Origin of the sequence: Sulfolobus islandicus Y.N.15.51 (assembly GCF_000022485.1) — an archaeon.
Taxonomy (GTDB): domain Archaea; phylum Thermoproteota; class Thermoprotei_A; order Sulfolobales; family Sulfolobaceae; genus Saccharolobus; species Saccharolobus islandicus.
The window spans coordinates 2264215-2286764 of sequence record NC_012623.1 but is presented as its reverse complement, the minus strand read 5'-3'; the positions used below and the strand labels follow the sequence as shown (position 1 = coordinate 2286764).

24 protein-coding genes and 1 pseudogene are annotated in these 22550 nt (G+C 36.0%); 10 read left to right on the top strand and 15 right to left on the bottom strand.

Annotated features, from left to right (window positions below; genetic code table 11):
- Nucleotides 1-2 precede the first annotated feature (2 nt).
- Both YN1551_RS12360 and YN1551_RS12355 read right to left on the bottom strand, forming a co-directional pair.
- A complete protein-coding gene (locus YN1551_RS12360) occupies nucleotides 3-1169 on the bottom strand; it encodes a UxaA family hydrolase (RefSeq protein ID WP_012710579.1) in 1167 nt (388 codons plus the stop codon).
- Nucleotides 1151-1453, bottom strand: a complete 303-nt coding sequence (locus tag YN1551_RS12355; protein WP_012717988.1) for a UxaA family hydrolase — start codon at nucleotides 1451-1453, stop codon at nucleotides 1151-1153. The genes YN1551_RS12360 and YN1551_RS12355 overlap by 19 nt, the downstream gene beginning before the upstream one ends.
- 98 nt (nucleotides 1454-1551) lie before the next feature.
- Here YN1551_RS12355 and YN1551_RS12350 point away from each other — a divergent pair, with 98 nt between their 5' ends.
- On the top strand, nucleotides 1552-2505 hold the full coding sequence (locus tag YN1551_RS12350; RefSeq protein ID WP_012713030.1) for an Ldh family oxidoreductase: 954 nt from the start codon (nucleotides 1552-1554) through the stop codon (nucleotides 2503-2505).
- On the opposite strand, the gene YN1551_RS12345 is transcribed toward YN1551_RS12350, so the two are convergent.
- Genes YN1551_RS12345 through YN1551_RS12310 form a run of 8 tightly spaced genes read right to left on the bottom strand, consistent with a single transcriptional unit; the run spans nucleotide 2492 to nucleotide 9302 of the window.
- A complete protein-coding gene (locus YN1551_RS12345) occupies nucleotides 2492-3019 on the bottom strand; it encodes an LOG family protein (RefSeq protein WP_012713031.1) in 528 nt (175 codons plus the stop codon). The two genes, YN1551_RS12350 and YN1551_RS12345, sit on opposite strands and share 14 nt — an antisense overlap.
- Nucleotides 3020-3038: 19 nt before the next feature.
- Nucleotides 3039-3587: a hypothetical protein gene (locus YN1551_RS12340; RefSeq protein WP_012713032.1), complete on the bottom strand. Its 549-nt coding sequence runs from the start codon at nucleotides 3585-3587 to the stop codon at nucleotides 3039-3041.
- A gap of 4 nt (nucleotides 3588-3591) precedes the next feature.
- Nucleotides 3592-4329, bottom strand: a complete 738-nt coding sequence (locus YN1551_RS12335) for a hypothetical protein (protein WP_012717987.1) — start codon at nucleotides 4327-4329, stop codon at nucleotides 3592-3594.
- A complete protein-coding gene (locus YN1551_RS12330; RefSeq protein ID WP_012713034.1) occupies nucleotides 4298-5155 on the bottom strand; it encodes an ABC transporter ATP-binding protein in 858 nt (285 codons plus the stop codon). Before YN1551_RS12330 ends, YN1551_RS12335 begins: the two co-directional genes overlap by 32 nt.
- A gap of 35 nt (nucleotides 5156-5190) precedes the next feature.
- Nucleotides 5191-6945, bottom strand: a complete 1755-nt coding sequence (gene glmS, locus YN1551_RS12325) for a glutamine--fructose-6-phosphate transaminase (isomerizing) (protein ID WP_012715604.1) — start codon at nucleotides 6943-6945, stop codon at nucleotides 5191-5193.
- 34 nt (nucleotides 6946-6979) lie between these two features.
- Nucleotides 6980-7471 carry a CRISPR-associated endonuclease Cas3'' gene (locus tag YN1551_RS12320; protein WP_009990026.1) on the bottom strand — a complete coding sequence of 164 codons (492 nt, stop codon included), beginning with the start codon at nucleotides 7469-7471 and terminating at the stop codon, nucleotides 6980-6982.
- Nucleotides 7462-8847 (bottom strand): hypothetical protein, encoded by a 1386-nt coding sequence (locus tag YN1551_RS12315; RefSeq protein WP_012715606.1) that lies wholly within the window; start codon nucleotides 8845-8847, stop codon nucleotides 7462-7464. Before YN1551_RS12315 ends, YN1551_RS12320 begins: the two co-directional genes overlap by 10 nt.
- A 2-nt stretch (nucleotides 8848-8849) precedes the next feature.
- Nucleotides 8850-9302, bottom strand: a complete 453-nt coding sequence (locus YN1551_RS12310) for an alanyl-tRNA editing protein (protein WP_009990028.1) — start codon at nucleotides 9300-9302, stop codon at nucleotides 8850-8852.
- 35 nt (nucleotides 9303-9337) lie between these two features.
- On the opposite strand from YN1551_RS12310, the gene YN1551_RS12305 reads away from it, so the two are divergent.
- The 7 genes from YN1551_RS12305 to YN1551_RS12275 are packed head-to-tail and all read left to right on the top strand — an operon-like array spanning nucleotide 9338 to nucleotide 17590.
- A complete protein-coding gene (locus YN1551_RS12305) occupies nucleotides 9338-10345 on the top strand; it encodes a MupG family TIM beta-alpha barrel fold protein (protein WP_012717986.1) in 1008 nt (335 codons plus the stop codon).
- A 60-nt stretch (nucleotides 10346-10405) separates the two neighbouring features.
- Entirely contained in the window at nucleotides 10406-13090 is a 2685-nt protein-coding gene (locus YN1551_RS12300; RefSeq protein WP_012717985.1) for an ABC transporter substrate-binding protein, read from the top strand.
- Nucleotides 13091-13107: 17 nt separating this feature from the next.
- Entirely contained in the window at nucleotides 13108-14154 is a 1047-nt protein-coding gene (locus YN1551_RS12295; RefSeq protein WP_012710566.1) for an ABC transporter permease, read from the top strand.
- 2 nt (nucleotides 14155-14156) lie between these two features.
- On the top strand, nucleotides 14157-15509 hold the full coding sequence (locus YN1551_RS12290) for an ABC transporter permease (RefSeq protein WP_012713041.1): 1353 nt from the start codon (nucleotides 14157-14159) through the stop codon (nucleotides 15507-15509).
- A gap of 1 nt (nucleotide 15510) precedes the next feature.
- Complete coding sequence (locus YN1551_RS12285) at nucleotides 15511-16449, top strand: ABC transporter ATP-binding protein (protein WP_012717984.1); 939 nt, start codon at nucleotides 15511-15513, stop codon at nucleotides 16447-16449.
- On the top strand, nucleotides 16418-17395 hold the full coding sequence (locus YN1551_RS12280; protein WP_012717983.1) for an ABC transporter ATP-binding protein: 978 nt from the start codon (nucleotides 16418-16420) through the stop codon (nucleotides 17393-17395). Before YN1551_RS12285 ends, YN1551_RS12280 begins: the two co-directional genes overlap by 32 nt.
- Nucleotides 17396-17410: 15 nt before the next feature.
- Complete coding sequence (locus tag YN1551_RS12275) at nucleotides 17411-17590, top strand: hypothetical protein (protein WP_012717982.1); 180 nt, start codon at nucleotides 17411-17413, stop codon at nucleotides 17588-17590.
- Nucleotides 17591-17756: 166 nt separating this feature from the next.
- Here the strand turns inward: YN1551_RS12275 and YN1551_RS17180 are convergent, their stop codons facing one another.
- The 3 genes from YN1551_RS17180 to YN1551_RS17715 form a co-directional block, all read right to left on the bottom strand.
- On the bottom strand, nucleotides 17757-18338 hold the full coding sequence (locus tag YN1551_RS17180; protein WP_238527844.1) for a hypothetical protein: 582 nt from the start codon (nucleotides 18336-18338) through the stop codon (nucleotides 17757-17759).
- Nucleotides 18339-18447: 109 nt separating this feature from the next.
- A complete protein-coding gene (locus tag YN1551_RS17720) occupies nucleotides 18448-18729 on the bottom strand; it encodes an oligopeptide/dipeptide ABC transporter ATP-binding protein (protein ID WP_238527843.1) in 282 nt (93 codons plus the stop codon).
- A 47-nt stretch (nucleotides 18730-18776) separates the two neighbouring features.
- Nucleotides 18777-18947: an ATP-binding cassette domain-containing protein gene (locus YN1551_RS17715; protein WP_238527842.1), complete on the bottom strand. Its 171-nt coding sequence runs from the start codon at nucleotides 18945-18947 to the stop codon at nucleotides 18777-18779.
- A 175-nt stretch (nucleotides 18948-19122) separates the two neighbouring features.
- On the opposite strand from YN1551_RS17715, the gene YN1551_RS12260 reads away from it, so the two are divergent.
- On the top strand, nucleotides 19123-19830 hold the full coding sequence (locus YN1551_RS12260) for a hypothetical protein (RefSeq protein ID WP_238527841.1): 708 nt from the start codon (nucleotides 19123-19125) through the stop codon (nucleotides 19828-19830).
- 666 nt (nucleotides 19831-20496) lie between these two features.
- A complete protein-coding gene (locus YN1551_RS12255) occupies nucleotides 20497-21552 on the top strand; it encodes an AAA family ATPase (RefSeq protein ID WP_012717980.1) in 1056 nt (351 codons plus the stop codon).
- A gap of 26 nt (nucleotides 21553-21578) precedes the next feature.
- Here the strand turns inward: YN1551_RS12255 and YN1551_RS18005 are convergent.
- Nucleotides 21579-21751: pseudogene (locus YN1551_RS18005) on the bottom strand (globin domain-containing protein).
- Nucleotides 21752-21874: 123 nt separating this feature from the next.
- Nucleotides 21875-22408 (bottom strand): ADP-ribose-binding protein, encoded by a 534-nt coding sequence (locus tag YN1551_RS12250; RefSeq protein WP_012713047.1) that lies wholly within the window; start codon nucleotides 22406-22408, stop codon nucleotides 21875-21877.
- Between the last annotated feature and the right edge of the window lie 142 nt (nucleotides 22409-22550).

Here is a 22550-nt window from a genome sequence, read left to right as displayed (position 1 = left end):
CCTCAAGCACTTATGTAAAGCTTTATTGGTGAGAACTCATCGTGTTGTAATAGCTCAGCTGAAGTTAACCTGCCATTTGCAACCCTAATCGTATAGTTGAATATCCTCTCCCCAGCTTCCCTTAAACTAACCTTTAGTTGAAGTAAGTCAGAAACGTCAACGTCAATATGCTCACTCATTGTCGCAACAGTCTTTGGATTTGCTGAAATCTTAACAACGGGAATTATTGGATGCCCAACAACATTCCCTTGACCAGTCGTGAACAAGTGAAGTACAGAACCCTTAGCTGCAAACAATGTAACTGCCTCTGCTGCAGCAGATGAGGTATTAACGAAACATAGTCTAGACGAATTCTTTTCTAATGGGTCTAAATAATCTAGCACGCAAGTTATAGGTTTAGTACCCAACTTTTGTATATTTCCTAAAGCTTTTTCCTCTATTGTCGACAATCCTCCCTTAATGTTCCCCTCAGTTGGTTGAGAACCCAATAAATCGACTCCTTGACTTTCAATGAAATCCACGTATTCTTTGTAAATCTTCATGAACTTCTCTCTTAACACTGGATCCGGTATCCTACTTGCAACTATGTCCTCAGCACCAGTTAACTCTGACGTTTCTCCGAATAATACTGTTGCACCGTAATCAATCAGCTTATCAACAGCATACCCAGTTGCTGGATTTGATGCCAAACCAGACGTAGTATCGCTCTCCCCACACTTAATACTCATAACTAAAGAGGATAGATCAACTTCTGTCCTCTGTTTCTCACTAGCCTCTTGAACCATCTCCTTTGCCTTTCTACTCGCCTTTTCAATTACTCTCAAATCGCCATTTCCCTCAATAGGAAAAACCTCGACTGGTTTTCCAGTCTCAGCTATTTTATTAGCTACCTTATTTGCCCAGTTCTCCTCAATCCCAATAACTATTGCTCCAGCTACGTTTGGGTTTGCACCAGTCCCAGATAGAACGTGGAAGAGTAAATCTAAGTCTTTACCAAATTGTAACCTACCATATGGATGAGGAATTGCAACAGTACCCCTAATTAGTTTCGATACTCCTATTGCAGCGGAATTAGATAGGTCATCTACCGGTATTACGGTTACGTAATTTCTAACTCCAACGCTACCGTTTTCCCTAATGTAACCCTTTATTACTGGCTTTTTCTCCATTTTCCCCACCTGCTAGATTTTATATTATGTACGTGTACGTGTTCTCCAATCTTAATCTCCTTTATAGCAGATCCTATTGGCCTACCGTACTTTATCACTGTATCACCTTGCTTGAGATTACTTAAGGCTATCTTATGCCCTAAGGGTATGTTGTTAATTGCATTAATCTTAGGTCCTTTTGCCATGTCCTCAATGTATACTCCTTCCACCTCTTCCCCAGCTTTAATGTCAGTTATGGCAACTCCAACGTTGTCGTTTTTGTTATGAATCAGGAAATGTGGCATGTCTTAATATTATGTAAGAAAGCATATATACTTAACCGTATACAGAACAATCTTTCTCAACTACTCTTAAATTTGACTTATCATAAAATATCTCGCTTATGAAAAAGGTAAGAGCTGATGAGTTAAGAGGGTTAATTATTGAAATACTTAAGGAAAGAGAGGTAGAGGATAGTGATGTAATAGCTGACCACTTCGTTGAGGCAGAACTTAGAGGCCATTCTTCTCACGGTATTCAAAGATTAATTCCCCTAGTTAAGGGTATAGAACTTGGAACAATTAGTAAAAGGTTAAGATATGAAATCATAAGGCAAAGCGGAAATAGTATGTGGATAGACGCTAAAGCAAGTATAGGTATTGTGTTGTGGACTAAGTTAGTTGAAAGGGAATTTACGAGTGATCCCATTTCGATAATAGCAGTTAAGAATTCGTCTCACATTGGGTTCTTAGGTTATTACACTGAGAAATTAGGCAAGAGGGGACTAGTTGGAATAATGTTTGGCAATGCAGAGCTTGCAGTAGTTATGCCAGGAAGTTCAAGGAAAGTGCTATCAACTACTCCAATTTCAATAAGTATCCCACCATCAATAGTCCTAGACATGGCACTGTCAGCAACTTCAAGAGGTAAAATAATAGAAGCCCTTAGAAGAAAGGAGAAAATCCCTTTGGGTTTAGCAGTTGACGAGAATGGTAACCCTACAGAAGATCCAGAAAGAGCGTTAAGAGGAGGGTTATTACCAATTGGTGGAATGAAAGGATTCTTCTTAATGTTAGTTTTAGAAAGTCTAGTGAGTTTCCTGACTGGCTCAGCCCTAGGATCTGACGTCAAAGGTGTGCTAAATACTGAAAGTCCTCCAAATAAGGGAGAAGTATTAATAGGTATTAATCCTTCGTTCTTTGCAGGGTATAGAGAGGAAATAGAGAAATTGAGGGAAACTTTAGGAATTGAATTCCCTGGTGAACACGGGTTAAATGTAAGAGCGAAAAGGCTCGTTGATGGAATACCTATCGATGAAGAGTTATGGAATCAGTTGCGAAAGCTTAGCCGAAAGTAGTCTTCACACTTTTCATCTCACTCTTGCAAATCTCCTTAGCCATCTCCTCCGGATCCTCAAAATACCTTATCTTAATGACTTTTCTATCGTCAATATATTCTGGAAATGCCTTAGCGAATTGGTCAGTGCTCAACCCCGTATTAGATAATGCAAATATTGGCTTTCCCATTGCGTAAGCAATCATTATTTCTATTTCCGTTCCAACACCTCCTCCCAATGAAACTAGTATATCACCAGACCTAACAAGGATTACGGATCTGCATCTAAACTCACAACTAGATTTTATTGAAATTACGTCTCTAGGAATTATAACATTTTCCCTCTCAATGGGTAATATCAAGACTGTTTTCATGTTCTCTTTTGACGCCTCATCAACTACCACTTTCATTAATCCCCAATATCCTCCTAAAAGCAACATTGGATTACATGCTTTAATTGACCTTACGAACTTTCTAGCCTTTTCGGCTAGCTCGGAATTTGGTTCTTCACTATGGGCTGCTATGGAAATGATCATGAATAGTAAATCCTTTCATCTATAATTTATGATTATCTCTAATAAACCTAAAAGCCAATAAGATAATATCAATGAATAATAGGAGTACGCCAAGGATTTCCGCTATTGTCTTGTATTGAAGTATGTTAACCTTGTATATTGTCACTTCGAGAGCAATAGGATAGGTGGCATTTTTAGTTGTCACTATTTCTTGATATTTCTCTATTTTTTGATATTCATAAACGTATACTATACCGTTTGACTTATTAACAACAGTGGCGTTTATCACTTTTGTTAAAGTTATTGGAAACGTCTCGTTATATATGGAGAACTCCCATATCCCTGGCGTCAATTCTAAATAATAAGGTAATTTAACAATATTTTCTACGTTTCCATTGTGAACGAGCTTGGCGTAAACTGTGACATTACTGTTGTTCTCGAGAAGCCTAGCATTAACATATGCTATATTAGGTATTTTAATGGAATATGGGTTTGAAATGCTTACGTATGAGTGAATTGGTGAATTAATGGATAATAGGGATAGAACTAATAGGGATAAACCTATGGTGGTAAGAAGTCCGAATTTCATCCCATTACACCTCCATTATCCTGAATTTTTGTAATGAAACGAAGAAAAGTATCAATGATATTATAACCTCACTATAAATTCCAACGTTCAAGTAAGTTACCTGTTTTTGGGTTATTGCTTCATAAATTAAAAACACGTATGGATTCGAAATAGTTGCTATTGGTGTCAGTGGTGAGTTTGTCATTATTCCATAATATCCCGCAATACCTCCAAAGATGAATAAGATTCCCAAGATTGTCCCGGATAGGAGGGTCACTATTCCTCCACTCTTAAATGAGAGGGCCGTTAAAAGTATAATATTTTCAGTAAAGAAGTAACCAACAGTGTAGACCAGAATTAAGTATTGAGGAACTGGAATTCCGGAAAGCAAAATGTAAAGTTCGGTTGTGAATAACCAAAATAAATATGGTAATACGATATCGCAAAAATATGTGAAGAAGAACAAGCTAATTCTCTTTATAGGCATCATTATGAAGGATATGATGGAACCCCTATAGATGTGATCCCCAGTAACGAAAATGATATTCCTCAAAGCTAAGGCAAAGGCTAGGGTTTCTGAAACGCTTATTAAAGGTATGAATGCTAGTACTAAACCATAAGTGTTAAATAATCCCCTAGCGTAAAATGCAGTAATGAAGATGTTTGAAACTAACATTGTTGGTATAACTAACTCAAGAGTTGGTTGTCGATATCTCTCCTTGAATATAACTCTAAATATTTGAAAACTTCTTGAACGCATCATCCAATGAAGACCTCCTAATACTTATAATCTCAATTCCACTATCATCCAACTTGTCAACTATTTCCCTTAGTTTACCTTTAACCTTAATATACGGTCCCTCCAATATTCCTCCCAATACCTTCAAGGCCCTTTCAGAATCATTTACCATCACGTAAATCTCTTCCTCTCCAACTCCACTTAAGGCTTGGTTCATCTTACCAGTGTATGATATTCTTCCGTCGTTAATAAATACTACATCAGTTATAACTTTTTCAAGCTCGGAGAGAATATGGGACGAAATGAAAAACGTCACATCATTTTTCCTATTCAGCCTCTTTACTATCTCATAGAATTCCATTCTAAAGGAGGGATCCAAATTTGCAGTTGGTTCATCAGCTATTATTAACTCTGCCTCCTTTATCAAAGCGGCAACCAATTGAACTCTTTGTGCCAAACCTGAAGACAATTGATAGAGTTTCTTATTTAGGTGTGATGTCAACTTGAATTCGTCAATTAGATAGTTAATTATCTCCCTCTTTCCATAAATATTTCCTAGATCCCTCAAATACTCTCCTACCGTGTTCTCTTGAGGATGAATTAAGTTGGTGAAAATGACTGAAATCATTTCTATAACCTTTGGGTTATCCCAAGGATCTTCTCCAAATACTTTAACTTTCCCTGCATCCTTTCTTAGTAGTCCAGCAAGTATTTTTATTGTAGTTGTCTTTCCAGCTCCATTTGGCCCAATAAAACCTGTAATCGAACCTCTTCTAACTGTAAAACTAACACCCTTAAGCACTGCTTTATCGTCAAACTTCTTCTGTAAGTTCTCAACTTCAATAGTCATATAATAGAGATAGAAAAAGGATAATTTATTACTTTTTAAACTATGACAGCCTTTACTAGTCCCGGAGGAGTGTCTATTGGGAAACCCCTCTTAACTCCCAGCTTATAAGCTAATAACTGTAACGGTATTACATTGCTTATAGGAGTCAAATCCCTAATTGTCTTTACACTCTTCATATCACCATCTTCAGAAATGGTTATAATCACATCCCTCCTTTCCCTTATTGACTTAACAACCTTATTGTACAAATCCTCAGCCTCAGCAGGTTTTATTAAAATCACGGGATAACCTTTATTAGTGAGAACGATTGGACCATGCAAGAGCTCTCCCAACTGCATACCCTCTGCGTGAGTCATTGAAGCTTCCTTAAATTTCAAAGCTCCTTCCAATGCTACGGGATAATTTATCCCACTACTTGAAACGTATAAGCTTTCCTTATCCAGTTTAATAGACAATTTCTCTGCCTCTTTCTCCATTTCCGGTAAACTCGTAACAAGCTGTTTAGCCAATTCCTCGATCTCGGTTTTTAATGAATTAATGTCACTCCTACTATTTTTCCCGGAGTGAAGTCCAGTATATAGTGAAAGTACCTTAAGTACCACAATAGTCGAGGTAAAAGTTTTGGTTGCAGGCACAGCCATCTCTGGTCCAGCGGTTATTGGTAGGTATACGTTAGACTCCAATGCCAATCTTGAACCTACGGAGTTGGTTATGCCTAATATCACAGCTCCTCTCTGCTTGGCCATTTTAACACTCCTTATAACATCACTGGTCTCTCCACTTTGACTTATGGCAATAATTACTGAACCAGTAGTTACGTTTTCCAAGGCATAATATGGAAATTCCGCTGCACTTACAACGTTAACATTTAGACCGATTTCTGAGAAATAGTAAGTGGAGATTAATCCAGCATGAAGACTGGTTCCATTACCTATCACATAAACGTTTTTAGCACCATATAGTATCATCGAGGCTAAGGAAAGGTACTTCTCCATTAAAGAGTTAAATGAGTTTATCAAGGCCTGTGGGATATCGTATATCTCCTTTAACATGAAGTGTGGAAATCCACCCTTTTCAGCTATCTCCTCCTTGTATTTAACTCTCTTAATTTCCGGTTTTACCTCATTACCTTCAATATTATACACTTGCACATCATTCCAAGAGATTACTGCCACAGTATTTTCTGGCATTATTATCGCATTCTCAGCAAAACCGCTCAAAGAGGGTAAATCGCTAGAAACGTATTTACACTCTTGTGTGATACCTATCATCAAGGGTTGGCCAGAGTTAATTGCGAATATTTTATCAATGTCTATGGTTACAAAAACCAGAGAGTAAATGCCCTTTACCCTTTTCATAACGTTTAATGATGAGTTTAGATAGTTTGTTGAATTCTCAAGTAAGTGGGGAATCACCTCAGCGTCAGTTGTAGAGACGAATTTATGTCCCTTCGCAATCAGATCTTCCCTAATTTTTTCGTAATCGTCAAGAATACCGTCCATTACAACTGCTATCTTCCCATTACAATCAGTCAGTGGGTGAGCGTTTTCCAAAGTTGGCCAACCCCTACTCGCATATCTAGTGTGACCTATTGCAACTCTTGCCTTGTCACTAACGCTTATCTCATTCTTTGAGATATTACCTAAAATTTTCTTTATTACTAAGCTATCGTCTTCAAGGTAAGCAATACCAGCGCTATCATATCCCCTATAAATCAACTTCTTTAAACCCTTGTTAATAATTGAAACATCAATGGAATCCTTGCATACGAAAGCGAAAATTCCTCCCATACTTAAATTTTAGTTTTGGTTATAAAAAGGAATTCTAACCCTCATTTCCCTGCTTAATCGAGGTAAATACACCTAAAATCAGACTATACACTTCTGGGTGAACTATAGACAAATTGCTAAATAGTTTTCTAATCTGTATTGGTTCAATATTATTTAATATTTTCATAACGATTTTTATTGGAATGTTAATTTCCCTTAACTTATTTTCAATTATTCTCTTTACATCATCTTTAACCTCAAATACCTTTAACGTATTATACGCTGTAACACTTCTGAGAGCTCTAGCCTTCCATACATCTCTATGGTTAACAATTGCCAAAACGATCGGAATTCCTAGATCAATATCACCCAGTTCCTCGTATATGTAGTAAAGATAATATGCAGTATATACTTCATTTCCTATTGCGCTCTGTAAGATTATAGCAAGCTCAATGTACTTTTTAACTTTCTCCTCATCTTTCTTAATCCTATTGGCGATTATGGGGACAACGTAATAATACTCTCTCCTAAACTTCTCTAAATCCATTCTCCCACGTCTTTAGCCTTTAATCCCAAAAATACCTCCTTTTTTCCTTCTTCCTCAACGTAATTCTTATAAGCCCTTGCTAAATTCCTCTTAAGCCATGAAACACCTCCGCCTTCTAACCAATTATAAACTATCTTAGAGCATTTTTCTCCATCAGTAAAGTACGTGTAAACGCAGCTATTTCCGTAGTATAATATCTTCTTTTTGTTCTCGTATACAAACTCGGGAGGTACTGTAGTTATTTTCTCTTTATCAGTAAATAGATCGACTGTTACGAAATCACTGAAGAGTTCTGTCACCTTCTCGAACTCCCTTCTATCCATTAAGTGGCTTATTTCACTTAGCCTTTTTATAAGCCTTTCATCAATGTTAGGCTTTAAGACCGTCTTGTTAGCATATCCCATCTTTCCATTACAGCCAAAGGGATGTTTTAAGCATACTTTGATATTTGAAAGTAGATTAAGAGTACTTTCAGTCACTGTATCGTAATTATCCCTATCAATCCAGACGTAGATCTTATCCTTATCGTTAATAATTCCACTTCTAGCTACAATAGTTGGTAATGATGAAATTTCGCTCACCACGTTAAACCTAGTAGGCATAATTTTAGGTGTAATAGTCACTTTGCATTCATCACTACTATTAAGTAAACATACCTCAGTATTTCTTTCCTCCCTTAACTTTCTGTATAATCTCAACGCCTTTTCCCAAGAATTTACGAAAAGCGTAAATGGTTCCTTTACCTTAAATACCTCTTCACCTTTAATGATCTCATAATCTAAATCCCTAATGTCAAAATCCTCAATTAATTCAATCACTTCGTAACTACCCCTACACTGATAATATCCCTCACCTTTCTTCACGCAATCCCTACCCTCAACCGCTTGCCCATATTCATTAACTATTGAAATAGATACCACTCTTCTATTTCTAAATCTACTTACTATCTCCTCCTCAAAGAATACCGAAGGTGTTGAAGTAGAGAAAATTGCGTTAATGCCATTCCTCGCCAATTCGTCAGCTGCAGCAATTAAAGCCTTATCTGGCATCATTCGATACTCATCTAAGATGACTAGTGAGGTAAGGATGTTAAATCTTGGGATTTCAGAAATTGCGCTACTGTAAAGGTTTAAAAAGAATTTACTGAAATGTAGTTGTGTATCCTCATAATCGTTAGGAACTACGCGAGTTAATCTTGAAAAGTTATTAGTCATATGTTTTGATAAATAGTTTTCAAGTGGTGAAATTACATCTTTTAAATAACCGATGGGTAAATTCAAGATGAAGTTAACATCATCGCATATTGAAAATTTTCTTCTGTTAATTTCCCTCTCAGTCTCCTTACAGTTTAAAAGCTCAAGGACTTTTCCTATCATTCTTAACACTTTATGTCAAATGAAATCTCGAGTAACTGTTTACTATTCCTATATCTCCAATAGTCCTTGATGATCTCTCCAATCTCAGAGGTAAACTTAGTATGTTGCTTATTGCAAGCATTAATACTCCAATCTGGTATTACCACAATGCTTAACTCCCTAACCTCAGCTGAAATAAGAAAGAGATCGTAGATCTCATCTCCATATTTCCTTTCAGCTTCTTCCCTAGGTAAAACCTCAATTATTATTGGAAGGTTTTTTCTAACCTTCTCGTTAGCCAATTCAAAGACCTTATCCATTTCCTGATCGCTAGGTTTCCTCTCAAACTTTACCGTTAATCTCCCATGATTGCTATTAACGTAAGTGCTTGCAGTCCATTTGGCACCCAAAACTTTCCTCACAGCTCCTTTGACCACATGTAAGGCGGTGTGAGTGCGAATCTCAACTTGATCCATGTCAAATATATTATCCTCAAAGCCTTTTATATAGTATGACTAAGAGAAGAATCGGTTTCTCAATCTTCCCAGGTTGGAAGGAGATAAAAGATGAGCAAATTAGTTTATTGAAAAATGTTAGAGATCTGGGATTTTCCGAAATATTCATGGGAATTGGTCCCGGAACCCATTGGAGGACTCCGGTAAATGAGGCGCTTAGTGTTGCCAAGGAGATCTTAAAAGAGGCTAACAAATTGGACTATTATGCCTTTGTGGATATAAACCCGCAAATTCTTAAAGAGTTGAACGCATCTCCTAGGAATTTATCAATGTTTATGGAAATTGGCTTTAAGGGAGTTAGGGCTGACTACGGATTTAGTAAAGAGGAAATCGTTGAAATGAGTAAGCAAATGACTGTTGAGCTAAACCCATTTGAGATAAGCGAGGAAGAGGTAGACTTTATTGCCAGAAATGCAAATCTTGAAAGGATTAAGGCTTGCCACAACTATTACCCAGTCTTGTATAGTGGGATATCTAAAGAGATCTTTATAGAGAAAAATAGGATATTTAAGGAAAGAGGTATAGAGATCGGTGCGTTTATCTCTAATCCAAAGTTTAATCTCAGAACCACATTAGAGGTTTTAAGGTATGTAGAACCATTCGATTCTGCCAATTACTTGTTCAAATTCGTCGACAGAGTTTTAATAGGAGACCCCATTCCAGATTATGAAAGTTTAAGGCAAGTATCGGAAGTTTTCAAGTCTGATATTACGAAGATAAGAATTAAAGTATATGATGAAAGCGTAGGCAAAAGATTAGATAAAAAGTTTGCAGTGGAAAATTATAGGGAGTTCGCCATAGTATGTTATACTAGGGATAATATATATGAAGGTGAAACGTGTTATACTAAATTATTTAAAAATGCGGTGGCAGTGAGGGGCAGAGAAGTATGGATATTCACTAGGGATTTGGGAATTGGTCCCTACAGGTTAGTAGGGGAAATAGATGATATTAATATGGAAATTGTCAAAATGTCGAGTGAGATCATGTTAATTAGTAAATAATCAAGATTGAATCATTGTATGCAAAAGATTTTTTATATTACTCATTCCTAAATATATCCGGTGTATAGTGTGTTAAGTATAAAAGACAAAAAAATAATTTCGCTCTTAATACTAGTTGCAACTGCTATCAGTCCCATTTTTGCCATAGCACAATCTGCAAGTTCCTCGCCTGCTTCTACAGCAATAACAATAATTTCATATAACGGTAATGACGCCAACGGTATATTGGCTTTTGAGCATGGGCAAATAGCCTTTTATGCTTACGCTGTACCTCCATCAGAATATACAAGTTTGCCTCCAGGGGCTAAAGCTTACTTACTACCGAGTACTTATTATGACATTCTGGTAAATCCATTAAATACTACTTTTGGTTTTAACCCATTCCAATTCCAAGAAGTTAGATTCGCACTGAACTATATAGTAAATAGAACCTATTTTGTAGATAGTATACTACACGGTTATGGTATACCAACTATATCTCTATATGCTGGAGAACCTGATGTGATTCATCTCCAACAAACACTATCTAAGTACGCTAATGTTCACTATAATTTCACTTATGCAAATGAAACCATTTATAAAGTTCTAACTGCTCATGGTGCTAAATATATTAATGGACAATGGTATTATAATGGGAAACCCATAACAGTTTACGTATTTGTCAGAACTGATGCCACTGTAAGGAGAGAATATGCCCAATACTTTATAACTCAACTACAGAAGTTAGGTTTTACTGTCCAACAAATTCAAGGGAATTTACAAAAGGAAATTTCTGTAGTATACGGTAGCGATCCTGCAAATACTACGTGGAATATATTAATTGAAGCTTGGGGTGGGACTTATGGGTATTATGACTCTGGTTTAGCACTAGGACTTTACAGTACTTTAGGGGCTTCTGATCCATTTTCTTCATATTACGGCTTAAGTATGGGTACGTATAACGATACTAGGTATGAATCCTCATTATTACTCAAAGAGGCTAATGAGCTTGACAATCTATCATTGATAATAGCCCAAAGTCAGTTCACTAGCGCCCAAGAATATTACCAAATATATAATAAGATTGTAGAGTTAGGTATTAACATGTCAGTAAGAATAGGACTAGGAATGAGTCTAACTCCAATATACGCACTATCTAACATTAATGGTGTGTATCCAAGTTTTGCCCAAAGTACACTACTAAGCTTCCAGACATATTATTCTATAACGAATGGAAGCTATCCTAATGTTACAATAGGTGTTAGATACTTAAGTCAAGGTTCGGCTAATCCCGGTGCTGGTTTCACTGATTCCTATACAGATGAAATAGGAAACGCTTTATTCACTCCGTCCTCTTTAACAGCACCAGGTTCGGGATACCCAGTACCTTTCATTTATACTTACAAGATAGTTAATATAACTCCACATGCTGTAGTATCAGTACCTTCAAATGCATTGTGGTGGAATCCAACTACGCAGCAAATAACTAAGGTATCTCCTAATACTACTGCGCAAATGGCTGTAATATATAACTTAGCCCCACTGTTCAATAACGATAAATGGGCTGATGGTCAAAATATAACTCTTGCTGACATAATATATGAATATATTGTTGCATCCGAGATGTCCTTAAACTCTAGTAATCCAATTTATGACTCAACTGCATCATCAGTATATGCTCCAGCACTACAGACTATTAAAGGATTTAAGATAATTAACTCCAGTGCTATAGAAATATGGGGCAATGATTGGTTCTTCGATCCTACTGAGGCTGTAGTTAGCTTATTTGGATCTTTCAATCCACTAGGTTACGCGTTAGCTGGCGGAGGTTATTTCCCATGGCAAATGTATGTTGGTATGAAAGATGTTGTTGCACAAGGTAAAGCTGCGTGGTCTACGGCAGCAGCTCAGTCCAAAGGAATTGATTGGCTGAATCTAGTTAGTCCAACTGATATTGGATATATAACTTCAGCGTTACAGAATGCCTCAGCTACTGGATATATACCTAAGAGTTTACAGATAGTAGAGAACTTAAGCGGTATAACTCTAGTAACTCCACAAGAAGCAAAAGCTGGATATGAAGCGGCAATTAACTTCATGAAGACCTATGGAAATGGATTAATAGGTGATGGTCCATATATCTTGGTAGCGTGGAATCCGAGTGCGTCTCCACCCTACGCAAAACTGATAAGGAATCCCTACTTCCATTTGGTTCCTCCATCTAATGCGTTAGCCTTACCGACTATGTATTCAGTTTCACTAAGCATCCCATCAACAGTTTCACTTGGTCAAACCTTAACTGGTACTGTAATGGGAACTCCTGCTGGAAGTACCACAGCAATACCTACTCCAAATGCCGTAGTTAATATAGAATTACTGTATCCAAATGGCTCTATAATATCAGGATATCAATTAATGACCAATTCTAGTGGACAATTTACCTTTACTGTTCCATCTTCATTATCCCCTGGATCATACCTACTATCGGTATCAGCGTACAGTAATACTTCAATATTAATAAATCCAGTAACATATACTCTTGTAGTATTACCATCCATAACAACTACTACGAGCACTACAACAAGTACAACAACTACAACAAGTACAACTACGACTACATCAGTTAGTACTGTAATCAGCACTGTAGTGAGTACTATAGTCAGTACAGTAGTATCTAGTGCCTCGAATATTGGCTATATTGCTGTAATAGTAGTCCTAATAATTATAATAATAGCTTTAGCGGTATTATTATTCAGAAGGAGATAATAAAAGAGTGAGTAATAATGGGTTTTACCACATATATGATAAAAAAGGTACTTATTTATTTTTCAGTTCTTCTAGCCACTTTAACCATTCTTTATATTTTTACTTTTCCCATATTGCAGGAGGTTATAGCTAAGAGTATCAATTTTCAAGTTGCACAGTTCTCTCAAACTTTGTTTAAAAATGCCCATAATCTAAACTCTACTCAAATTCAGATTGCAGTAGAGAAGTATAGGGAATCTTTAATTGCGGCTTACGGGCTTAACCAACCAATTATCGATAAATATTTTATCCAAATGTATAATTTGATGCGTTTCGATTTCGGTACAGCTTACTTTTTACAAGCTCCTTCTGGTTCTAGAGAGGTTAGTTCAATTATAGCTTATTATTTGCCCAATACTATTCTCTTATTTACTACTGCTACTATAGTATTCATAGTAGCTGGGACTATAATTGGCTTACTCTCTGCAAAATCTAAATTCTGGGAGAAGGTAATCGCAATAATAGCTGTAATACACTCTAGTATTCCCACTTGGTGGTTAGGTTTTGTCCTAATTGCTGCTTTAGCATATGCAGTTAAAGTTTTCCCACCTGGAGGAATGACCTCAGTTCCACCGCCAAAGAATCCATTTGATTATGGAATAAGTGTTTTATATCATATGTCATTACCATTGATTACTATATTTATTGTAAACGTCGGAGGATTCGCATACATTGTTAGAAGTTTAGTTACATCAATTATGAAGGAAGATTTTGTGATTACAGCGAAGGCTAGAGGATTACCAGATTCCAGAATATTGTATAGACATGTCTTACGCTCTGCCTCCCCATCAATTGCCACACAAGCTATTTTAGCACTAGCTGGATCATTAGGAGGTAGTTTAACCACAGAGGTTGTTTTCGAATGGCCTGGGGTAGGTTTGTTAACTTATGTTGCCATAACCTTAAATGATTTACCAGTGATATTAGGGATAACCTACGTTTTGACAATTGTGTTGCTACTTGGATTGTTTTTAGGGGAATTAGTTTACGGATTATTGGATCCTAGAATAAAGGTAGGTGAATAAGATTGAGTAAAAGAAATGTAGGTTTTTCCTCTTATCTTAGAGATTTTTTGTCTAGTAAAATCGGATTGGTAGGTCTTATAATTTTAATTATTTTACTTATATTTACTGGAATAGCCATATCTATTCCTGCAAAAGTTTACGCATCTTGGAATAATCCAGCATCTTGGAATCAGTATCCGGAACATGTACCTCCAGCTTGGTTATCTATCTTTTACCCAAACAAGTATTTCACAACGGAGGAGTTATCACCAATAAATATGTCCCTATATTCACCTGCAAAAAATATATTTGTAGCAATAATAACATATCAATTCAATTGGTCTAAAGTCTTACCGGCCTATAACGTATATTTCATAGTCTCAACCAATATTACCCCTATTGAGGAAGTAATATATTGGAGTAAACCAGACGGTTATACCTTACAGGTAAACGTTCCAAATGGAGTATTTAATGTGCCATTTGACCTTACAAGTATTAGAGGTGATATTTTGAATTATATATCTTCGATTACTGGAAAGACACCAAATATAGTTAATAGCACTGTATTATCATCAGCACTATTTAACTCTCCAAAATCCAATTTTACAACAACTGAACAAGGGAGGTATGTAATTAAGATAGAAATAGTGTCATCTTCGCCTATGAACATTACAAAGTCAGGGTTGCTCTTATTGGGTAATTCCTATGGTTTGATGGGAACTGATTATTTCGGAAGACCATTGGATTTAGGGGTTCTTTTAGGATTGCCGAATGCGTTAGAAATAGGTGCATTAACTTCACTAGTCGCTGTACTCGTGGGAATTTTTGTTGGAGGAATTTCTGGTTATCTGGGTGGGAACAAGGATTCTGCAATACAGTGGCTTACCTTAGTATTCTTAGCATTGCCAGCTCTTCCCTTTTTAGTTGCAGTCTCATTTGTAACGGAACCTAATCTGGAAATTGAAGCCCTCCTAATAGCATTCTTGTCTTGGCCATTTTACGCTATAATAGCTAGGTCAATGGCTTTATCAATAAAGTCAAATAGTTTTGTTGAGGCTGATAAATTACTTGGAATACCATCATATAGAGTATTCTTTACACACTTTATGCCTAGGTTAATACCAATAACAGTAGCTTATATGGCCTTAGGTGTCCCCGCAGGAATCCTTTTAGCCCAAACGTTAGCCTTTTTAGGAATAGCTCCAGCTAATATAGTAACTTGGGGAGGAATTTTAGATGCTGCAGAAACTTATCAAGCACAAGTTAACGGATGGTGGTGGTGGGTTGTGTTCCCTGGAGCGATGATTGTTATCGTCGCAATACCTTTCGTGCTAATAGGTTTCGCAATAGAGAGAGTTACATTAGGTGAGAGGTAAGATGTTATTAGAAGTAAGAAATTTAAAGGTTTACTTTTACACGAAGAGGGGTATTGTAAAAACTGTTGACGATGTTAACTTGTATTTGGATAAGGGAGAAATTATTGGACTCGCTGGAGAAAGCGGATCTGGAAAGAGTACGATAGGCTATGCCATAATGAGACTTGTACCTTTTCCGGGAAAAATTGAGGGTGGAGAGATACTATTTAAAGGTGAAAATATACTAAAACTGGACGAAGAGACATTTAGAAAAAATTATAGATGGAAGAAAATAGCAATGGTATTCCAAGGCTCTATGTCAGGGTTCACCCCTGTTTTTAAGATAAGGGATCAAATAATTGAGGTTTTACGTATTCATGGTTGGACTGGAGATTATGATAAGAGAGTTGAGGAGTTATTCAAAATGGTTAACATGGATCCACAATTGGCCGAAAAGTACCCCCATGAACTTTCTGGAGGTCAAAAACAAAGGGCTTTCATTGCAATGGCCCTAGCCTTAAATCCGGAGATTCTAATAGCGGACGAACCTACAACGGCTTTAGATGTGATGGTTCAAGAACATATTCTCAACCTATTGAAAAAATTAAGGAAAGAGTTAAACTTATCCATAATTTTCATAACTCATGATCTCGCCTTACTTTCAGAGATTTCGGATAGGGATTATATGCTATACGCGGGTAAAGTTATGGAAAGTGGGCCATCAGAAGTTATATTCAAAAAACCTAGACATCCTTATACTTCACTACTTGTTGAATCAATTGCCACATTAAATAAAGATATAATAAAGGGGATTCCGGGATCCATGCCAGACCTCTCAAATCCACCAGTAGGTTGTAGATTCAATACTCGATGTCCGTTCGCTAGGGATATTTGCTTTAAGGAAGAACCTAAAATGAAAGCATTCTCAGATGGTGATGAGGTTGCATGTTGGCTCTATTAGTGACTATATAGTTAAAGTAGAAAACCTAAAAGTGTATTTCACTAAGAGTGGAATATTTAGTAAGAAGTATATAGTTAAAGCGCTGGATAATGTAACGTTAAGTATAAAAGAAAAGGAAGTTATGGGGGTCGTAGGTGAAAGCGGTTCTGGTAAAACTACGTTAGGTAGAGTGACAATAGGTCTCCAAAAACCTACGGCTGGCAATATTTATATTAGAGTTGATAAAAGGGAAATTAACGTAAATAAGGCAAAGTTGAAAGATATTAGCAAATACGTTCAAATGATATATCAAGATCCTTATTCATCTATAGATCCTATAATGAGAGTTTATGATGTTTTAGCGATGCCATTAAAGTACAAAAAAGAGATTGATATAGATAGAAAAATAGAGGAGGCAATGAGGTTAGTTGATCTTCCACTAGAACTATTGGAAAATAGGGTATATCAGTTATCTGGTGGACAAAGACAGAGACTAAGTATAGCTAGAGCTATAGTTGTGAACCCTAAATACATTGTTGCAGACGAACCTACTACAATGTTAGATGCTTCATTAAAGGGAGAGATCTTGAAGATAATAAAAGATGCTAGAGAAAGTAAAGGTTTTTCATTTATGTTTATAACACACGAGTTACCAATAGCTAAAATAATATCTGATAGAATTGCAGTGTTATATTTAGGAAAGGTAGTAGAGTTAGGAAGTTCAAATGAGATTATTAAAAACCCATTACATCCGTATACACAAGGGCTAATTGAGGTATATCCTAGAATAGATCCTTCACTAAGGGACAAAATGAAGGAAATAAAAATTAAGGTTGACATAGTTAGGCCGGAGAGGGGATGCGTATTCTACCCAAGATGTCCATTTGCGATGTCTAAGTGCAAGGAACAAGAACCGGAGCTAAAGGAAATTTCTCCAGGTCATAACGTGGCATGTTGGCTTTATTGATGGAGGTTAAATGGAATGAGGTCAATACTAAAGATAATGGTTGGCCTTGCGATGTTAAGCGGAGCAATCGGATTGGATTATATTGGAGCTTCATTTCAAAGCTTATCTGTTTTGGTAGTATCCATGATACTTGCTATAGCCGGTACAATGGTAAGCATAAGAGGTTTAATGGAGTTTTTAGGAGAGAGATTTTAAGAAGTTACAAATTCTCTATCTTTTTCCTGTGTGGATTGCTTTAATTTTTATCTGAGTTAACGTGGAACCTACTTTTAAATCAACGCTTAATTTTGAATTTAAGAAAACTTAACGACCTTAATATCTAAGAAAATTGAAATATTGAACAAAGCACTATCTTTTTTAACTATCTTGACGATTTCCTTAACTTATACATTCCAACACCGCTTGTTGCTACTATAACAATTACTACTATAATTGGTATAATTAAGCTGGCAGAATTCGTTTCATTTTTGACTAAAGATATGTCAGTATAAAGGTAAATTTGTCCCGAGTTAGTGTAATTGCTCTGCATTTGGCTAACGAAATTATTCACGTAAATTATCCTTTGGCTGACATAGTATGTGGGGATAGCTGTAAGGTTCAAATCTGAAAAGTTGAGTATTAATACGCTATGATTCTCCTTAACGCTAACATTGGTTAATAACTGACTTTCAATTTCCTTGCTACTTGAATTTACTATTTTTTCATTAAAGGTGAAAGTTCCATTATTTAAATGCGGTATGTAGAACGGGGCAAGTAGTCCTATGTTTGATGAGTTAGATAAATAATATGTAATTGATATTTCCTTATTTGTTGCATTTACGATATAGTAATATCCTCCATTGTAATTAACCTTAATTCCTAAGGTATTATTATAGGAACTTCCACTCTCCTTAATAGTAATGTTATACCCGCCATAAGATAAATTCTTAACCGAAACTTCCACATTCAAATTTATTGATAGAGAGCTAAAAATTCCATGATATCCCAATAATTGAGTACCTGAAAAAGTTAAGGAGAAAAACAGAAGAGAGAAAAGTAATGAAAAAGTAAGGTTAGTACAGATGGCATGCGACATAATGATCTCCCTTTATCCTCTTTATCTCTGGGGGTTTTTCCTTGCAAATATCTTTTGCGAACGGGCATCTATTATAGAATACGCATCCCTTTGGTAATTCAAGAGGACTTTGAATTTCACCCTTGATATTAGGCTCCCTTACACCAACATCTGGATCTGGGACAGGAACAGCTTGTAATAGTGCTTGCGTATAGGGATGTAGTGGTTCACTTATCACTTCTTCAGGGGATCCAATCTCAACTAATTTTCCTAAATACATTACTCCGATTCTATCTGAAACGTAACTGGCTATTGAGATATCATGGGTTATAAATAAGTAAGCTGTACCCTTTGATTCTTATCGTTCAATATAAACTCCAAAATTTGGCCTCTAGTTGATGCATCAAGCATTGAAATTGGCTCATCTGCTACGATAAACTTAGGCTTTAATAATAATGCTCTAGCTACAACAACTCTTTGTCTTTGACCTCCAGACAACCCCTACGAAATACAGATATACTTCAATACAAGTAGTTTATGGTCAATTTATGAGTTATCGGGCATCTACATAGTACCACCATCAATATTTGAAAACATACCTCCACAATGGTTAGGCTTAGGAACTTACTCAGTATCATCCAACGGTCAAGTAATAGGTTCTGGGCCATATTATATGTACAATTGGAATAAGAGTACTGGAGCAACCTTCTATAGATACAACGGATACTTCAGAGTGGATCCTCTAGCCAACTTCATAGCAAATATAACAGCTGGCACTACATATACCTATACCTTTAATATAACTCAAGTCCTTGCAGAACCGACCTATATTAACGGTAAGCCAACAGTTCCAAATCCAATAGTATCGATACCTAACGCTACTGGCGTAGCTGAAATATGGATTTATGGGCAAAGTCCAAGACCAATTATGAGTATACCCATTTCTCATGTAAGTGGAAATACCTATAAGGTAACCATAAATACGGTTAGTCTGACTCCAGGCCAAACCTATGTTCTATTCATTAATGCAACATATATTGAACCATTAATGTTAAATTACAGTGCTAACAGTGTGGGTGGAGGAATCAAGTATGTTGACGTACCTCACTTCTACACAGCTTACTACACATTCAACGTTCTACCAACTACCACTGTATCTACCACTACAACAACGACCACAACAACTTCAACTACAACAACGACCACGTCGATTGTAACAACTGTAACACCAGTCTCATCGGTATCTGCACCACCCGCACCACCTAGTGTAAGTGTAATAACTATAAGCACTAGTCCCGTAGTTTATGGTTCATTAGGAGTTGGAATAATATTAGTAATTGCTGCCATAGTTGTAGGGGTATTGCTGGGAAGAAGAAGCTAAGAATAACATAATCTAAGTTAATCAAACTTTTTTAATTAGATGAATAATTTTCATCTTTAAATTATGACAAGGTCAAGTACGTCAAGTTTTTAAGATTAATGATTACAAAAGTTTAGTCACGGAAGTTAATGAATCTACTAAGATCTCATAAACATATTGCCTTATTCCACTAATCTATCGACAGGTATTTATTTATAACAATAATAATCGTATTACCATACTCGTTCAAGCGATCATAGTAATAACTAATATATTGCAGTAGTGTTAATACTTATATTTCTATTAAATAAGATTATGATACTTAACACTCTAGTTACTATATATATTTAGCTCAAATGTTTCAAATACCTATATATCATAGTGAAAAATAATTATATAAAATGAATTTTCTTAATTTTATAAGACATTATCTTATTTTAAAGACTTATATTACACATTTTAAAATGATTCTCATAGTACACTCTAATACCTAAACTTACCGCTGATAATCTCATTAAGAGTCTTAGAGAACTATTTTCAAAATAAATTTAATAAATAATAGAAGTAACATAGTAGAGTTCTATCTAGGGAGCGTTTATTTTCTTGATCTAAGATAGAGAGATAAAGGTTTCAACATTACCAGATTTAGAAAACATTTTAATAACACCCTGCTAGTATACTAATAGGGTGTTAGTAATCTACTTCGACTTTAAACCTAAAGAAACTAAGGAGGACTTATTCGATAGGGAAGAAGAACTCAAAAAGCTATTATCGTCCAAAGATGAGTCAATAATCCTACTCACTGGAATAAGAAGAATTGGAAAAACGTCACTTCTCAAAGTGTTTCTAAATGAGAGCAAGTTACCTTATGCATTAGTCGATGTTAGATATCCTTTAACGTCCTATAGATCACTTTACACAATATTTTCAAATGTACTATCTCAGCTAAATAAGGAGAGAAGGGTAGCTGAGGTCTTAAAATACGTAAAGGGAATTTCCCTCTTTGGTATAAATATATCGTTGTCATGGGATCCTAAGAATAGACCATCCCTTTTAGAAATAATGGATAAAGTTGACGAAAGCGGAAAAGTAATTATAGCCTTTGATGAGGCTCAGAATTTAAGGGGAAAGTTAGCTAACGTATTCCTCTCAATTTTAGCCCATTGTTATGACTACTGTAAAAACGTTACGTTTATTCTCACGGGAAGTGAGATTGGATTATTATATGACTTCTTGAAAATAGATGACACCTCATCGCCACTTTACGGTAGGCATGTTGAGGAGATTAGGTTAAAGAGGTTTAGTAACGAGAAATCGTTGGAGTTCTTGAGGGAGGGATTTAGACAAGCTAACATTTCACCTAATGAAAGCGTTTTGGAATATGCTGTAAGTAAACTTGACGGTATTGTTGGTTGGTTAACGGAATTTGGTTATAGGTGTGTAAAGATTGGAGAAGTAAAGAGGGAGATAGTTGATGAGATATTGGAAATAGCGAGTAAACTTGCAATGGAGGAATTGAGTCACTTCTCGAAGGATTACGTTATTGTTATAGAAGCAATTGCTAAGGGTCATAGTAGGTGGAGTGAGCTAAAGAGGTATTTAGAGGATAAGAAGAAAAGGGTAGTTTACGACGCTGAGTTGAAGAGGTATTTGGATAAGCTTGAGAAGATGGGTTATGTTGTAAAGAAGGAAAGTAGTGAATATGATTTAGCAGATCCCGTGTTAAAAAATGCATTAGCTTAAAAGTATTATATTTCGATTTTATTATATTATTTCTGTTCCTTTTCTCTTAGAATTTTAGTCAAATAATTGTATGCTTTTTCCCAAGCTTTTAGTACTTCTTCTGGTGGATTTAGAATTTCTTTAATAGCATCTAATGATATTCCCCTACTAAGGGATATTATTCTGGTTTTACTCCAGCCCTCACATGGCTTCTTGCCACTAGATTTAATAGGTTTGTCTATTTTTTCTACATTCTCTATATTAACGGCTTAATAGCATCTATAGCTTGGCCCAAGAAGCAATATGAAACTGGAAATGGGATTAGTATTTAGGAAATTAAGAGTCAGCTTTTCAAAATTGAATCAAAAACTTTCTTAAAAATGTCATATGCATCTTGAGAGTAAAGGCAGACTATAACTTTTCTTAAACTCTTAGCTTTGTAATTCTTTAGAATATTTGCCATAACTCTAGCGCATATCTCATATGGATAGCCGTAAATTCCAGTTGAGATTGCAGGTAAGGCTATTGAGGTTAACGAAAGTTCATCAGCCTTTAACAATGATTTGAAAATTGCGGATTCAAGCTTATCCTTTCCCTCAATTCCATATCTTGGGCCCACTGTATGAATAACATACTTAGATTTTAACTTCCCCGCACTAGTTACAGCAACTTCTCCAACTGGAACCGGACCATATTTTTCGACGTATTCGTCACTCTCTTTCTGAATTACGTAACCTCCCTTTTTGACTATTGCATAAGCTACTCCTCCACCATGTTGAAGGTAAGAATTAGCTGCATTGACTATTGCATCAGCTTCCATTTCCGTTATATCACCTTTAATTAAATGAATCTCGAGGCCGTATGGATTCTTGTACATAATTACATTATCTTCTTTTGGATTTTATAATCTTAAGTTTAGGGTATTCTATCGTTTTATCTTCAGATTAAACTAAAAGATTTTCCTATCAATCTGAATGCTAAAGACAATAATCTATAATAATTTAAAAGGCTATATCGGT